The 18,010-nt window shown below is 46.0% G+C and carries 3 protein-coding genes; all 3 read right to left on the reverse strand.

All coding sequences use genetic code 11. The features are described from left to right. Positions 1-29 precede the first annotated feature (29 nt). Genes AB9P05_RS00160 through AB9P05_RS00170 form a run of 3 tightly spaced genes read right to left on the reverse strand, consistent with a single transcriptional unit; the run spans position 30 to position 17,889 of the window. Entirely contained in the window at positions 30-3,410 is a 3,381-nt protein-coding gene (locus tag AB9P05_RS00160; protein WP_371906793.1) for an amino acid adenylation domain-containing protein, read from the reverse strand. After that, complete coding sequence (locus AB9P05_RS00165; RefSeq protein ID WP_371906794.1) at positions 3,410-14,506, reverse strand: amino acid adenylation domain-containing protein; 11,097 nt, start codon at positions 14,504-14,506, stop codon at positions 3,410-3,412. Before AB9P05_RS00165 ends, AB9P05_RS00160 begins: the two co-directional genes overlap by 1 nt. Beyond that, the gene (locus tag AB9P05_RS00170; RefSeq protein WP_371906795.1) at positions 14,503-17,889 is read right to left on the reverse strand and encodes an amino acid adenylation domain-containing protein; all 3,387 of its coding nucleotides are present in this window, start codon (positions 17,887-17,889) and stop codon (positions 14,503-14,505) included. Before AB9P05_RS00170 ends, AB9P05_RS00165 begins: the two co-directional genes overlap by 4 nt. Positions 17,890-18,010 lie beyond the last annotated feature (121 nt).

Raw genomic sequence — 18,010 nt, forward strand, 5'->3', positions numbered from 1 at the left:
CAAGTTTTGATTATAAGGAGATAAGTCTGTTATAAGAACATGACCTCTTCATCATCTACCTCACTGGCAGACGTATCATCCTTTTGAGAGATAAGAAGTTCTATGTATTGCCCCAGTGACCGTATAGTCGGGTATTTGAACAGGTTGTTCATGCTAAACTCCATTTTCAAACTTCTGGAAACAGCAAATGCCAACTTGGCTGCCAACAGTGAGTGTCCGCCGAGGTCGAAGAAGTTATCGTTAACACCTACTTTTTCAGGGCCAAGAATCTGCTTCCAGGCATTGGCAAGATGCTTCTCTACTTCGGTGCCGGGGGCTACATACTCCTGTTTGGTAAAGGCACTATCATCAGGAAGGGGGAGTTTGTTCCGGTCGATCTTTCCATTGTGGGTTAGAGGAATCTGATCTATAAACACATAGGCCCCTGGAACCATGTAGGCTGGCAGAGCCATTTTAAGGGTATCTTTTATATGTACTGGCTTCAAAGCTTTATCAGCCGCCACGATGTAGGCTACCAGGTTTTTAAACCCTTCGCAGTCCTCTAGGGCAATGACCGATGCCTGTTCGACTCCATTAATCCTGCCGATAGCATATTCGACCTCGCCGGGCTCTATACGATAGCCACGGATTTTTACCTGTTGATCGATCCGCCCCTTAAATTCAACGTCTCCACTATCCAGCCACCTGCCCAGATCACCGGTTTTATACAACCTCTCCCCTGCTTTGAAAGGATGGGACATAAACTTTTCGTCAGTTAGTTCCGGCCTGTTATGGTAGCCTTTGGCCAGCCCCGGACCTCCGATGCAGATTTCACCTATGGCTCCTTTGGGCACCAGTTTATTATACTCATTCAGAATATAAATTTCTGCATTGTGTATAGGCTTGCCGATAGGAATATTTTGTGAAGGGAGCTCGCCGGCGGATGACACTGTAAAAGCAGAACCACAAATACTGGTTTCCGTAGGGCCATATGCATTACAGTAATACTTTCCTACTGTCAGGTATTCCGCCACTTTTGCATACTCCGGTGCCTCGCCTGCAGTAACCAGCATATTGAATTTTGCAAAAGCTGCACTATCTATTGTCTGGAAATAAGACGGAGGCAGGGTAACGGTGTCTATATCATGCTGAATCACATAATCTTTAAACCGGTTTGCATCATTCCGAACATCATCTCCGGCAATATATAACCTTGCACCTGAGCCCAGAGCCGTAAATATCTCAGATACGGATGCATCGAAGGAAAAGGAGGCAAACTGCAGCACCCGGCTTTCGGCAGACATTTTAAATATATCTATCTGGGAAATGATGGTGTTTACAATGGCTTTATGCTGTATAAGTACGCCCTTGGGTTTACCCGTGGAGCCTGAGGTATAGATGACATAGGCGAGATCACCCTCCACCGGGGCATTAAATACCTTATCAGCAGTGTAACCTTCGGCCTCCCGGGGATCCAGAACCTTTCCATAATAAAAGTCTTTCAGTTCTTCGGTACTGTTTTCATGCAAAAGCAACTGTACGCCGGCATCCTCTATTATAAGTTTTTTTCTATCGGCAGGATAAGTATGGTCTACTGGCAGGTAAACAGCTCCCAGCTTCATAATTGCCAGGATAGATACTATACAGTTGGTATTCCTGTTCAGGTGAACCCCTACAAAGTCTCCTTTTTGAACTCCGCTTTCGGATGACATATAAGCTGCAAGCCGGTTAGCTTTTTCATTGAGTTCGCCATAGGATAAGCTCACCTCGCCCCCTATAAGGGCGATTTGGTCAGGTGTTTTACTTGTCTGTTCTTCAAACAGGCCGATAAGGGTAGAGCCGGAAGGAATAGGGGCCGTATGACTATTGTAAGAATTCAGCAGTTCATATTTCTCTGCACCTGAGATAAAGTCTACTTCACCCATGACCTGGTTGCTGTCAGAAAGCAGTGCCCCGACGATGGCATTATAGTGAATCGCCATATTCTCTATGGAAGCACTTTCGTAAATGTCCTGGTTGTAGTTGATGATAATATTGACATTGTTTCCATCAGTAGTGATATGAAACTCCATATCAGACCTTACCAGCCTGTCACCCAAATCTTTATAATTCCGGCTATCAAATCTGTTTCCCAGGTCGGGCGCTTCGTAATAGTTAAAGAAGATATCAATAAGTGGTCCTCTGCTCTGACTACCTTTTGCTCCTACATCGGTAATAATCTGATCGAAAGGATACTCCTGGTATTCGTATGATTTAATCAGTTCGTTTTTAAAGGAGTTGTAAAAATCATCAAATGAGGTTGAGGTATCTACATGGCTTCTTACAGGTAATACATTAATATAAAAGCCTATTTGGTTTTCAAGCTCCACATGGTCCCTACCGGTAAGCATACTGCCCACCAGTATATCACTCTCGCCGGTGTAGTTACGAAAAAGCACCTTCCATGCGGCCATAAGGCTCATCATGAGACTTCCACCTTTTTGCGATGTATAGTCCTTGAGGGCAGTGACCACCTCAGGATTAAGCACGAAACCAAGCCCTCTTCCATTATAGGTTTTAATTTGGGGGCGCTTCTTTGCAAATGGAAATTCTATGACGGGTATATCTCCCTGCAATCGCTCTTGCCAATAGCTTTTATGTTTCTCAAGTTGGTCGCCATCCAGCTTTTGATTCTGCCAGACAGCAAAGTCTTTGTATTGAAATTCTAAAGGTTCCAACTTGGACGACTGACTTGATTTAATGGCTGCATACAAAGCCACAACATCATTAGCCAGTACGTCCATAGAGCGGCCATCAGCAATGATATGATGAAGGTTATAATAGAATATATAACCTTTTTCAGCGTACTGCAGTAATTCTGCCCTGATCAGCGGGCCTTTTTCCAGATCAAAAGGGGCAAAGCTATCGGCGGCAATATAAGCATCAGCAGCTTCTTTGGGGTTGGCTTTATTTCTATAGTCCTTAAACCCTACCAGCAGACCGGTTTCCTCCAGGGAACGGACATACTGGCGCACTTCGCCATCTTTATTCATTTTGAATACGGTACGCAGGATTTCGTGCCTCTCAACGGTGTCCAGAACAGCTTCTTTAAAACTATCGAGCTCTATACCTTCATTCAGTGTCACGGAATTTGGTATATTATAGGCCGCAGACCCTTCTTCGGTCTGGCTGGCTAGCCAAAGCCTTAATTGAGCCCTGGAGAGCGGATAGCTTTCAGCAGACTCTGCCAAGGATATTGGCTCATACTGCTTTTCTTCTACTGCCATATGCTGGCTTTGAAGAAGGTATGACAGAATCTCATCTTTCCTGCCTTTAATCTCTCCTATCAGGTCTGCATCCACCTCGTCTGTTGTGGCAAACATCTGAAGATTGCCCTCCTTCACCTCCACGATGATGCCGGCTTGGGTAATACGATTAAGTAGCTCTTTCATTACAGTATCTGCTTCACGATTTTGCCCTTGGACTTCAGCTCTTTTTGTCTTAGGGTAAAGTCTACATGGGTAGCTATATCGCTGATGGTTCTCATGTTGAACATATTTTGCACAGCTACCTCAATATTCATTTCTTTACGTATGCGGAGAATAACTTTTATCGCATTGAGACTATTTCCGCCCAGGGTAAAGAAATCATCATGAATGCCGATCTTTTCGATACCCAGTATTTCACTCCAAATTGAAGCCATTTTAGCTTCAGTATCGGTAGTAGGCGCTACATATTTCTCTGAAGAATACTCTATGACGGGCGCGGGAAGTGCCTTGCGGTCAATCTTACCGTTTAGCGATATAGGCATTTTTTCCAGGAACATATACAGTCGGGGCACCATATACTCCGGCAGCTTACTTTCAAGTATCTTCTGAATAGAGTTTTGGTCTTCTACTCCTTCGTTTACCAGGTAGGCCACCAGGTGCATATTGCCCGTATTGTCTTTGTGGGCAATTACTACAGCCTGCTGTATACCTGCTATTTCATCAAGAGTAGCTTCCACTTCTCCCAATTCTACCCTGTATCCTCTTATCTTTACCTGGAAGTCTTTCCGTCCGATAAAGTCCATGTTTCCATCCGGAAGCCATTTGGCAAGGTCTCCTGTTTTGTAGAGGATATCACCATTGCTAAACGGGTGGGCAACGAACTTTTCGGCGGTAAGTTCGGGACGGTTGAGGTATCGCTTTGCCACACCTGCTCCCCCTATGTACAACTCACCAGCCACGCCTGCCGGTAGTAGCCGGCGGTTATTGTCCAGTACGTAGTAGGTGGTATTATGCATGGGCTTTCCGATAGGCACATAGGCCATTTCTTCCAGCACCTCAGCATCTTTTGTTTCGAAGTAGGATGAGTCAATAGTGGTCTCGGTAGTACCGTAGCTATTGATAATCCGCATCATAGTACCGTACCTTCTTATTAGTCTTTGGTAATCGGTAGCCGGACAGATATCTGAACCAAGTATAAGGAGATCCATATAACTAATGTCCAACTCATTTTCATAGATATAATCAAAGAGTGCCACGGCCAGTGCGGGGGTGGTTTCGAGCATATTCACTTTCCACCTGGCTATAAGTTCATAAAGCTTCATAAAATCCAGCCTGATGGCTAATGGGCATAAGATAACTTTACCCCCAAAGAGCAACCCTCTCATAAGGTCACCTGTAAATACGTCGAAGCTGATGTTAGCCATCTGAAGCAGGCTGACCTCACTATTAAGTCCGTAATCCTCTTTCCAGCTAAGCGAGATGTTCAGCAGGTTGCCATGGGTTACTTCTACACCTTTAGGCTTGCCGGTAGACCCGGAGGTGAAAATAACATAAGCAGTATCAACAGGCGAAACCTGAACATCGACAGCTTCATATGATTCTTCTGAGGCAATAGAAAGGCCGACGTCGATTTTCAGCGTCTTATCTTCCCCGATCATGTCGCGGAAAACCTCGCTGTTAATCCGCTCTGAGATAAGGCAACAGAATGCGCCGCTATCCTGAATAATATGTCGGATATGATTTTCAGGAGACTGAATATCTACAGGTATGTACCCTGCGCCAGTCTTCATCACTGCCACTATTGCGACTACAGTCTCTATGGATTTCTCCATGCATATGGCTACAAGTTTACCTTGTCCTACTTCTTTGCCTATCAGGTAGCGGGCCAGTTGGCTTGACCGCCGTTCCAGTTCCCGGTAGGTCATGGTGCTCTCCTCATACACCAATGCGATATTTTCAGGCGTAGACTGGGCCTGGCGGGCGAATAACTCCAAGACGGAGTTTTCAGCCGAAAAGTCTGTTACTACAGGGTTGAAAGATTCAGTCAACTGAAGTTTTTCACCTTCTGTCAGGTACTCTATCTGATCGATGGTCTGAGCAGGATCATTCACAAATCCTTTAATAATATTCTCCAGGTGGACGAACATATGGCGGATAAGAGCCTGATCATACTGGTTTTTATCATACTCAAACTGCACTTTGAGAATAGTATCAGAAGCCCCTACGGATATATTGAACCCATAGTTCGTTTGCTCTCTTACATCTACCGACTCGAGCACTATTGGACTACCTTTTTCTTTTTCATCCAGTTGCTCCTCGACCATCTCCTGTACCGGATAGTTTTCAAAGATCAGGATGTGATCCAGCAGAGCTGATCCCAGTTCGCTTTGCCCCTGTACGGAAGCCAGGCTTGTGTAGTGGTGGGGAAGACTGGCAATGGCATCTTCCTGACACTTTTTAAGCAGGTCTTCAGCAGCGTCGCTCTCATTATACTGCACTCTAACGGGTATGGTATTCAGGAACAGACCTACCATATCTTCAATGCCCTCCAGTTCTGCAGGCCTGCCGGAAACAACAGAACCAAACACTACATCTTTGGTGTCATTGTATTTAGCAATCAGCACGCCCCACGCTGCCTGTACAAAGGTATTCAGGGTGACGGCGGTGTCGTGACACAGTTTATTTACTTTTTCAAACACTTCACCAGTAACCTGTATATGCTCTTTGGTATTATTGTACTCCTGGTTTGTTCGTTTGCTTTTGGCAAATGGCACTTTGGCTACGCTATCATAGCCTGACAGAAATTCCTTCCAATATAATAGTGATTGCTGCTCATTGATATTTTGCAGCCACTCAATGTAGTTTACATACGGCGCAGGCTCGGGTAGCGATATGGACACATTGTTATCCACGGCCTGCAGTATCCTATGGAAGTCATTCAGCAGGATACTGGTACACCATCCGTCCATAAGAATATGGTGGTGGCTCCATATAAATTCATAGCGCTGATCCCCTAATTCCAAAATGGTCAGGCGCATCTGAGATGGATCACTTAGATTAAAGCCTGCAGATACATCCTGTCGCTTTTGCTCAGCCACCCATGCTTCAAGTTCCTGCTCAGTACTCCCCGCAGGCAGTAATTTGTGTTCAAACTTTGGCTCTACTGACTTTTCAATAACCTGGAGAATCCGGTTGCTATACTCATCGGTAAAGTAAGTGCGAAGAATGCCGTACCGGTCTAGGAGTTTTCCGTAAGCCTTTTGGAATGAAGCTATATTTATACCTTCCCCTTTTATCCTGTAGGCTATTTGCTCAAAATAGGCTTCATTGGAGCTAAGCCAATGGAAGTACATACCCTGCTGAGTAGGAGATAACTCGTATACATCTGACAAATTACCATCAGCATCCAGTTTCTGAACTTCTTCAAAGGTCAGCTCTTTAAACGTCAGGTCCGACGGGGTTTTAAATGAACCTTCCTCCCTGGCCAGTTCACAGATGACGGCACTGAGTTTTTCTTTGTAAGCCTCATTCAGCTTTTCAATCGTTACATCGCTAAATAATGCTGAACTATAGTCCAGGGTCATTTTTAACTCTCCCCCCACCAACATACCACTAATACTGAGAGGGGTTTTTCTTGAAATGTCTTCGGAAGTAGCACTACCGATGTATTCTGAACTCAGTTTAAACAAAGCTTCATGGCCGTCTCCGCTGTTCTGGCTCTCCCCTCCTATGTCTCCGAGGTAGTTAAACTGTATGGCAGGCTTAAGGTCTGAGGTAAAGTCATCGGACAAATACTTGGTTATGCCATAGCCAATACCTTTGTTCGGTATTTTACGCAGGTTGTCCTTAACAGCCACAAGGCTAGGAGCTATATCCTCGTTTTCAGATACCTCCAGTACTACAGGATATAAAGATGTGAACCACCCTACGGTACGGCTTATGTCCATATTGTTGAGGATATCCTCACGCCCGTGGCCCTCCATTTCCAGCACACATCTGGTGATGCCAAAAACCTCTTTTATGGCTAGCCCCAGGCCGGTCAGCAGCAGGTCATTGATCTCTGTATGATACACCTCGTAGGTCTTTGTCTGCATAAGTTTGGTAAGCGTCTTATCCAGGACAAATGAGGATTGCTTATCATGTTTGAGAGACCCCCCTTCTACCATATTATCAGTAGGGAAGGGCGGTACTTTTTTCGCCAGCAATGTAGTCCAGTAGTGCCGCTCACGACTAGAAGCTTCGGTTTGGGCATACCTGGATAATCCTTCTGACCATTTCTTGAAAGAGTCTGTTTTCAGCGGCAGAGCAAGAGGCTCGTTATTTAGTTTCTGAGAGAATAGTGTAGACAGGTCTTCCAGAAGTATCCTCCACGATACACCGTCTGTTACCAGATGATGGCATATAAGCGCAAGGCGGTCTCCGTCCTTCAACCTGAAATGTCCCGCCACCATCAGAGGACCATTTTCCAGGTCAAATCCTTGCTGGAGAGCCCCGGCCATTTCACTCATCTTCTTCAGCCCATGAGTTTCCTCAGTCATGTCATGGAAGTCAATCCGGTAGCTGTTTTCCAAAAACTTCTCATTGTACTGTTCCCAGCCATCAGCGTCTTGCCTGTATCGCATTCTCAGGGCGTCATGGTGCTGTACCAATTTTGCCATACATTCATCCAGCATTTCCGTATCAAGTTTGCCGCTGGACTTAAGCAGAACAGACTGGTTGTAGTGCTTCTTATTTTTAATTCCTTCATTATGAAAGAAATAATGCTGTATAGGTGTGAGGGGAACGTTTCCTTCAACTTCAGCCTGATCGATGGTTCTGCTCACCTTCTTCATCAAAAGGGCCATTTTTGACAAATCAGGGTTTGAGAGGATATCCCCTACTTTGAGGGTGAAACCGCTTTCCCTCAGTTTTGTGACAATCTGAATAGATTTAATGGAATCGCCTCCTAGGTTGTAGAAGTTATCGCCCGCTCCTATCACTTCCTGCTTCAATACAGCCTTCCAGGCGGCCACAAGGGCTTTTTCTTCATCAGTTTCAGGCTCCACGTACTGATGGTTGCTGATGGCTGCTTCGTCAGGATGTGGCAGTGCTTTGCGATCCACCTTACCATTGGTTGTAAGTGGCAGCTTGTCCATAAACAGGTAGCGTTTCGGCACCATATATTCGGGAAGTTGCCTGCCAAGGTCTCGCTGAATCTGCTCTTCGTCAGCTTCTCCTTCGGCAACTATGTAAGCGACCAGTTGTCTGGTACCATTGCTATCGCCAGGTGCTTCCACTACTGCATCACCTACCCCGGGTATAGCAGATAGTACGGTTTCTATCTCTCCAAGCTCTATCCTATAGCCTCTTACTTTTACCTGGGCATCTTTTCTACCTTGGTAGTCCAGTTCACCCTCAGGTAGCCAGCGCCCCATGTCGCCGGTTTTATACAGCCGCTCGCTGACAGCATTTTCTATGAATTTTTCTTCCGTCAGTTCAGGGCGATTAATATATCCTTTGGATAGACCTGCGCCACCTATGCATATTTCTCCCGTAACTTCTAAAGGCACCTGTTGTCCTTCATTGCTCAGAACCCGGATAGCTGTATTCGCTATAGGTTTTCCGATATAGATATTTTCTCCCGCCTGGTCCACTTCGTATACCACGCATCCCACAGTAGCTTCGGTAGGCCCGTATTCGTTGTATATTCGCATGTGGGGATTCAGACTTCGCAGGATAGAAACATGTGAGGGTTTAAGCTCTTCTCCTCCTACTATGGCCATTTGCAGGCTTACCTGGCTGACATCTGCATCTTTTAATAGGGTAATGTGAGAAGGTGTCAACTTGATACAGGACATACCCTCTTTTACATACTGTTCCAGAATGTAAAAAGTATCCTGCTCTTCTTCGAATATCTGCAGTGTACCCCCACTTATGAGAGGCAGAAACATGCTGGTAATGGTCAGGTCAAAAGATGGTGAGGTAAACAGACCGAAGCTGGTATTTGACAGCCCCTCAGTCAGATAATGGTCTTTACCCCACATTATATAGTTAGCAAAGCTATTATGACTGATCTGTACACCTTTTGGCTTGCCGGTAGAACCGGAGGTATAAATAACATAAGCCAGATCAGGAATAGATGCCCGTGAAACTACACTATTATACTGGTCGGCCTCAAACTCAACATCTATGGCAAATATACCCCCCTTGTAGTAGTCCATTTCGAACATGTAGTTCGTATCGGTAACCATTAAGCTAATGCCACTATCCTCGCTTATATATTGCTTCCGTTCCGAAGGGTAGGCTACATCTATGGGTACGTAACTGGCGCCGGCTTTTAGTATACCTAATACGGATACTATGTAATCTATATTCCTGTTCAGGTGAACCCCGATAAGGTCTCCGGTTGCAATATTATGCTCCCTTTGCAGGCAATCAGCTAACTGCCCGGATCGCACACTCAACTCGAGGTAGCTCAGTTGCCGATCATCATAGGTAACGGCAGGAGTATTAGGCGTTAAGGCTGCCTGCTCTTCAAACATGTCGAGCACCGTTTTCTGCGGATATTGCTTTTCCGTAGCATTCCACTCAGCCAGTTGCCGTTTCTCTTCTGCCAGCAGGATACCGGCCACCCCTACCGCTTGCGAAGGATCGGCAAGCAGGCTTCCGAGCAGTTCTTTATAATGCAGCAGAAGGCTTTCAATGGTGTGCTTTTCGTACAAATCGGCATTATATACCGCACTGATATTCAGCCCCCCCTCCACTTCGGTCATATGTAGTTCGAGATCAAACTTTACTTTTACAGGGCCGAGGTCTCTTACGCTATCGCTGCCGAAGCTTACGGACCCGGCAGTATGCCCATGAAAGTCAATGAGCACATCGAAGAGGGGGCTTCGGCTGGTATCACGCTGCAGGTTTAGCTCGTCAACCAGGCGGTCAAACGGATAGGCCTGGTATTCGTATGCCTTCAGGGTATTAGATTTAATCGCCTCATATACTTCTGTAAAACTTGCTTCAGGGTTGATTGTATGGCGAAGTGGAAGTGGGTTAACATAAAAACCGATCTGGTCTTCCAGGTCTATATGCTCACGCCCTGCTACCGGGTTGCCTATAGTAATATCGGTAGTACCAGTGAAGCGATAGAGCAATACGTTCCATACAGACAATAATCCGGTAAAGAGACTTCCTCCTTTTTCTGTAGTAAAACCTCGAAGACCGGTGGTAAGCTCAGAAGGCACATGGAAGCCAAGGCTATGGCCGTTGTAGGTTTTCATAGCCGGACGCTGACGATAGGCAGGAAGGTCTATCACAGGTGCAGTCGTATTGAATTTTTCTACCCAATAGGCGCGATGAGCCTCATAACTTCCGCTTTCAATTTGCTCCAGTTGCCAGGCAGCGTAATCCTTATACTGGATACAAAGTGGATTCAGATTAGGCTCTCTTCCACTAATAAATGCCTGGTAGTATTCCATTACATCACGGCCGAGTATATCCATACTCCAGCCGTCACTGATGATGTGGTGCATATTGTAATAGAAGACGTAGCGTTGTTCATCTACCTGAAGCAGGGCCGCACGAAGAAGTGGGCCTTCAGCAAGGTCAAACGACTTTACCGCATCTGCAGAAATAAACTGCACCTGGCTGGTGCGCGGGTCTTCCGTGCCACGCAGGTCTTTATAGAGAATATCAATATTCAGCTCTTCAGGAGAAAGGATATGTTGCCTGATTTCATCATTTTCATTCAACCTAAATACCGTTCTCAGTATTTCATGGCGCTCAATAGTAGCATGAATGGCTTTTTCAAAGCTCTGCCGGTCTTCCAGCCCATCCAGGGTGATGGTTTTAGGCATGTTGTAAGCTACTGAAGCTTCTTCAATCTGGCTGGCCAGCCACAGGCGGGTTTGTGAGTTGCTCAAGGGGTAGCTTAAAGCCTCTGCAACAGCTGGAATCCCAACAAAATCTTTTTCCCGGGAATCCTCCAGTAAGTTTACATGACGACTAAGTACGGGATTTTCAAATACATCCTGGAAAGTAATTTCCTTGTTAAAAGCCTTATTATACAAGCCAATAAGCCTAAGCGTATTAAGACTATTTCCTCCCAGTTCGAAGAAGTTGTCATTGACGCCGATCTTATCTACTCCCAGTAATTCCTGCCATATACCGGCGAGTTTTTCTTCTGTTTCGGTAGACGGGGCTACGTAGTCCTTCTGCCGGTACAGGGTCTGAGGTACCGGCAGCGCCTTGCGGTCAATCTTGCCACTGGCGGTCAGCGGCATCTCTTCCAGTTTGATGAACAAGTCCGGGATCATGTACTCCGGAAGATTCTCTTCCAGTACCACCGTAAGCCCTTCCTTAATGCTATTGGCATCCACCAGTTCGTTTGATACCACATAGGCTACCAGTTGCCTGGAGCCCGTGTGGTCATCTACGGCCAGCACCGCCGCCTGGTCTATGTTGTATAACTCATTTAGCACCGACTCGATCTCTTCCAGCTCTATGCGGTAGCCCCGTACCTTTACCTGGTGGTCCTTACGCCCGTGGAAGGCTATGCTACCATCTGCCAGCCAGCTCCCCAGGTCACCTGACCGGTACAGCTTCTTACCTTCGGCAAACGGATTGTCGATAAAACGATCGGCCGTGAGTTCTTCACGGTTCAGGTAGCCCCTGCTCAGGCCGGGGCCACCGATGCATATCTCCCCTATCGCTCCTTCCGGCTGCAGGGCATCCATCTCATTCAAAATGTACACTCTTGTGTCCCCTATAGGCTTCCCTATGGAAAGAGGCAGGTAGCTGTCGGCCGTTACTTTATATTCAGTGGCTGACACAGTCGCTTCAGTAGGACCATACTTGTTATAGATGGCTACTTTGCCTTCCCATTCTTTATACAACTCCCGGTCAAAGGACTCTCCGGCCGATACAATCCGCTTCAGGCTGAAGGCGGAATCGATCACCAGCGCACGCAGGAAAGAGGGGACCGCATGCAGGTGGGTCACCCGGTAGTCGGCCAGCAGACGGGTAAACTTCTGACTGTCCAGAAGATCCGCTTTCCTGGGCACTACCAGCCTGGCACCGTTCACAAGGCCCAGGAATACCTGCTCTACCGAGGCATCAAAGGCTATGTTGGCGAACAGAATGAAGGTATCGGCACGGTCTACACCAAAATAGGCACTCTGAGTGGTCAGGTAGCCGGCGATGCTGCGGTGCTCGATCATCACGCCCTTGGGAGTACCCGTGGTACCGGAGGTGTAAATAAGGTAGGCGAGCTGATCACCATCGATGCTTACCTCAGGAGCGGATGACGGATAGGATTCCAGTTCTTCTGCAAGTTCATCCAGGCAGATCACGTCTATCTCATCCTCGTAGTCCTCATAGATGTGAGACAGATCACTATCACTGAGCATGTACGCGCATTCGGTATCTTCGAAGATGAAGTCCAGACGCTGCTGCGGGTAGCTGGGGTCTACGGGTACGTAAGCGCCCCCGGCTTTGAGTATACCCAGGATGGCGACAAACATATCCAGGGAGCGATCCATACACAGGGGCACCAGGGTATCGGTCTCTACCCCGCGCTCTGCCAACAGGTGAGCCAGCCGGTTGCTGCGCTCATCAAGTTGCTGGTAGGTGAGCTCCTCGCCTTCGCAGATGATCGCCGTAGACTGAGGGACGGCTTTGGCCTGTGCGGCAAACATGGTCACCAGGTCCTGATGTTCTGTGGCCACACTTTCACCGGTGCTGAAGGTGTTCAGCAGCTTCTCACGCTCATCTTCGGCCAGGAAGTCTACCATACCCACAGCCTTTCCAGGCTCAAGCAACACAGCCTCCAGCAGTTGCTTATAGTGCAGAATGAAGCGCTCTATAACTGACTGCTCATATACGTCTGTATTGAAGCCGATCTTCAGGTTTACTCCACCAGCAACTTCAGTAAAATCTATTTCGAGGTCAAACTTCAGGTTACCTTCACCAAAGTCCTGGAAGCTTCTATCACTTTCATATGTAATGCCCTTTTCTGACGTACCGTTATAGTCCAGTAAAATATCAAATAAGGGGCTTCTGTCCGGGTCTCTTTTGATATTCAAATCTTCCAGAAGCTTATCAAAGGGATACATTTGATGAGCATAAGCTTCTGCTATGCCTTTCTTTGTTTGCTCGTATAATTTTTCAAAACTCAGTGCTTCCTCTACGCTGTTTCTCAGGGCAAGCGTGTTGATATAAAAACCAATCTGGTCTTCCAGGTCGGCATGGTCACGACCGGCTGCGGCATTACCCAGGATGATGTCTTTCTCACGGGTATACCTGTACAAAAGGACATTCATAGCGGTGAGTAGTCCTGAAAAAAGGCTCCCCCCTCTTTTGGTGGTAAACTTTTTTAACCTGGTAACGGTCTCTGAAGATATACCCGTTCCTATACGTTTACCATTAAATGTTTTTAACCTGGGCCTGCTTATAGTGGAAGGCAGGGTCAGTTTGGGTATGGAACCACTTAATTTATTCTCCCAGTAAGCTTTGTGCTCATTAGAAGCTTCACTTTCCAACTGATTCACCTGCCATACGGCATAATCCTTATATTGTATTCTCAGAGGGGCTACATCCGGATCCTGTTTAGCAATATAGGCATTGTAGAAGGCCATGATGTCCCTGGTAAGTACACCCATAGACCACCCATCGCTGATGATATGGTGCATGTTGTAGTAAAAGACGTATTGGTCATCCGAAACCTGCATAAGGCATGCCCTGAGTAAAGGCCCGTTTACAAGGTCAAAAGGCTTTACCGAATCTGTCCGGATGAAGCCGTTTACCTCCTCCTTAGCATTTTCAGCCTCTCTCAGGTCGGCGTAATCTACGGTAAAGTTCAGGGCTTCGGGTGATAGAATATGTTGTCTTATCTCACTTTTTTTATTCTGCTTAAATACAGTACGCAGTATCTCATGGCGCTTGATAACAGCATGCACGGCTTTAACAAAACTATTTACATCATAGCTTCCATCCAGCACGATAGAGTTAGGCACATTATTGGCAGCAGACGACTCCTCTGACTGACTGGCGAGCCAAAGCCTCAACTGTGCATTTGAAAGCACATAGCTTTCCTGTTTTTCAGCAACAGGTATCTCCTGGTAAGCTGCCTTCTTCGTATCAGACTTTTTATGCCTGAGCAAGTGGGCAATAAGTTCCTGCTTCTTTTCTTTTATCTCAGATAGTAGCCCCCTATCCAGATCTGTTTTAGAAGAAAACAGTTGCAGCTCGCCATTTTCAACGTCTATAAGAATGCCTTCTTTAGATATTCTCCTTAACAGCTCGTTCATAGTTCTATCTTTACCAGGTTTTGGTTTTTTGATTTAATTTCTTCCTGCTCAGTGAGGAAGTCTATATGGAAGGCCAGGCTATTAATCGTATTGAATTCAAAGAGGCATCGTGTATCTATCTGGATATCTAACTCTTTTCTTATTCTGGAGATGACCTTTATAGCACTAAGGCTATTGCCTCCCAATCTGAAGAAATCGTCCTGCACACTGATCTTTTTCATTCCCAGTACATCCTGCCAGATGGCGGCCAGCCTTTCTTCCATTTTGGTGGAAGGTGCTACATACTTTTTAGTGATGTAAGCGCTATCGTCTGGGGCAGGCAGTGCTTTCCGGTCCACTTTTCCGTTAGTTGTAAGCGGGAAATCATCTAAGATGACAAATGCTTTAGGTACCATATAATCAGGTAGTTTGGCATCCAGATGTTTATGCAGTTCCATCTTGTCTATTATAGTTTCTGCCGTAATGTAGGCTATCAACTGTTTCAGATCACTGGCATCGCTTATCACCAGAACTACGGACTGGTTCACCCCTTCAAATCTATCGATAACTGCTTCGATTTCGCCCATTTCTATACGATAACCGCGAATTTTCACCTGGTTATCGGCACGCCCAATAAATTCCACATCTCCCTGGGGCAGCCACCTGCCAAGGTCTCCGGTGCGGTACAGGCGCTCATTTTCTTTAAATGGATGTGAAATAAATTTCTCTGCAGTTAGCTCAGGGCTATTCAGGTAACCTCTAGCCAGTCCGTCACCTCCCAGGTACAACTCTCCGCTGACACCTACCGGCTGCGGCACCCGAGCTTCGTTTAAAATATAGGCGTTGCTATTGTTTACCGGACTTCCTATAGGGATGTTTTCGGTAGTTCTGCCAATACTATAGGTCAGGGAGAAGGTAGTGTTTTCTGTAGGGCCATATCCATTTATGATTTCCATAGAAGGGTATGCTTCACGTACCTGATTTATATGAGTGGGGGATAGCCTGTCGCCTCCCACCACTGCTGTTTTCAAATTTTTGAATAGCTCAATATCTGTATCTACCAATTGGTTAAACCAACCTGCAGTAAACCACATAACGTTGATGTTACTGTCGTTAATCCGGCTTTTGAGCTTTTCGCTATCCAGAAGAGTCGTTTTAGGACAAAGCACCAGGCATCCGCCATTGAGTAAAGGCCCCCAATACTCAAAAGTAGTGGCATCGAAAGAGAATGAGCCGGTAGCCAATAGCTTGGTTTTTTCAGAGAAATTATAGAAGGAAGAGTCTTTTACCAGCCTTATTATGCTCTTCTGCTCTATCATTACCCCTTTTGGCTTACCAAGCGATCCAGAGGTATACATGATATAAGCCAACTGGTCCGGCGTTTGGCTTAGTGTATCTTCATTTCCTTGGGTGTTAGCGGAAGCTAAAGGCTCATCCAGGTAAATTACAGAGGTATCAGCTACAAGGCTATTGAGTTTCTCCCTCAAGGCAGACTGGGTAAGCAATACGGTGGCATTCACATCCTTAAATATCCCTTCTAGTCTTTCCTGGGGGTAGCCTGGGTCAATGGGTACATAAGCCCCGCCGGCTTTTATGATACCCAGTACGCCCACCATCAGTTCAAGTGAATTGTCTACACAAACAGGGACCATCACCTCTTTCTTTACGCCGAGGCTGCGAAGTTTATTTGCCAGGCGATCCGTACGTTCATCCAGTTCACTGTACGAAAGGGTATAGTCTTCAAATGCTAAAGCTATAGTATGTGGCGCTTTGATCACCTGCTCTTTAAACAGACTTACAATGCTGTCCCCACTGTAATCATTAACCGGCGACTGGAAGTCGCTGAGCAGCATACTTTGCTCTTTTGCGTTCAGATAATTGAGGGCGGCTATGCTATCGCTAGCATAATCAAGCATCACATTCAGGAGCGACTTATAATGTATGATAAGGCGACTGACCATATCATGCTCATAAACATCTGTGTTGTAGTGAATTTTAATATGAACATTATCCGGTAATTCAGCAACATGAAACTCAAGATCAAACCGTACCTTGGCTTCTCCCTGGTCCTTTATATCTTCACTGCTGTTATTATCTGCCTTTCTTTGAGAAGCGCCGTTGTAGTTAAATACGATATCAAACAGAGGGTTACGGCTGTTATCCACAGGGATGTCCAGGTCTTTTACCAGCCTGTCAAAAGGATACATCTGGTTGTCATGACCTTTTTGAATGCTTTTGTCTACCTTATCAAATAAGGTATTAAAGGAATCAGCAGGATCTACCTGGTTTCGCAGGGCCAGCACATTTACATAGAAGCCTATCTGCTCTTTAAGATCAGGGTGATTTCTACCAGCTACCGGATTGCCTACGGTGATATCAGTTTCACCGGTATAGCGATAGACCAGGGCATACCATGCAGTCACCAGGCCGGTATACAGGCTTGTGCCTTTGCTGTTGGTAAGTTTCTTGAGCTTTTGAGTAATGGCGGCTGACAGATACGAGCTAAGGACTTTACCATTATAGGTTTTGATCTGTGGTCTTTTCTTCTGTTTAGGCAGATTTATACTTGGCGCTTCTGTTTCAAAAACTGACAGCCAGTATTCTTTTTGCTTTTTCAAATCGCCCTCATCAAGCTGTTTTACCTGCCACGCGGCGTAGTCTTTATACTGAATGTTCAGGGGCTTAATTTTATTTTCTAAGCCGCTCTTAAGGGCCTGGTAATACCTGGCTACATCCTGACTGATGATATCCATGGACCACCCGTCGCTGATGATGTGGTGCATGTTGTAATAGAAGACGTACTGATCATCAGACAACTGAAGTAGGGCCGCCCGAATTAATGGGCCCTTTTCCAGATCGAAGGCTTTTAATGCATCCGACTGTATATAACTCCTCGAAGATGCCACGGCATCAGCAGACTCACGGTAGTCTTTATAATCAATAGTAAAGTTCAGCTCCTGGCGTGTAAGCACATATTGCCTTACATCACCGCTTTCTTCTGTTTTGAAGACTGTCCGTAATATCTCATGACGGTCTACCACTGTTTTAACGGCTTTTTCAAACAAGGCCACATCATAGCTGCCATCGAGTACGGTAGAGTTTGGCATATTATAAGCTATCGAACCTTCTTTTAGCTGACTGGCCAGCCATAGTCTCAATTGGGCATTAGAAAGAACGTACCCGTCATTGCTTTCGGGACATTTTGGTATTGCCTCATAAGCTTCCTCCTCAGCCATTGTACTCTGGTGGGTAGTGAGGTAGGCAATAAGGTCCTGCTTATGGGCTTTGATCTCAGCAATCAGTGAACTATCTACTTCTGTATCAGATGCAAATAGCTGCAACTCTCCGCCCACAACGTCCAGCAAAATTCCGCTGTCTGATATTCTTTTTACCAGTTCATTCATAATTCAGTTGTTTCAGCTCAGATGGTTTAAAGCTGTTATCTATGGCAGATAAAATACCGTGTTTTTTAGTGATGAGTAGGTGGCTAGACCTGTTAGTCTATATAACCCTGCCCAGGAGGCA

This window comes from Roseivirga sp. BDSF3-8 (genome assembly GCF_041449215.1).
Classification (GTDB): domain Bacteria; phylum Bacteroidota; class Bacteroidia; order Cytophagales; family Cyclobacteriaceae; genus JBGNFV01.

Coding starts and splice junctions, on each gene's coding strand:
- AB9P05_RS00160 (WP_371906793.1), bottom strand. CDS start 3,410: ATGAAAGAGCTACTTAATCGTATTACCCAAGCCGGCATCATCGTGGAG.
- AB9P05_RS00165 (WP_371906794.1), bottom strand. CDS start 14,506: ATGAACGAGCTGTTAAGGAGAATATCTAAAGAAGGCATTCTTATAGAC.
- AB9P05_RS00170 (WP_371906795.1), bottom strand. CDS start 17,889: ATGAATGAACTGGTAAAAAGAATATCAGACAGCGGAATTTTGCTGGAC.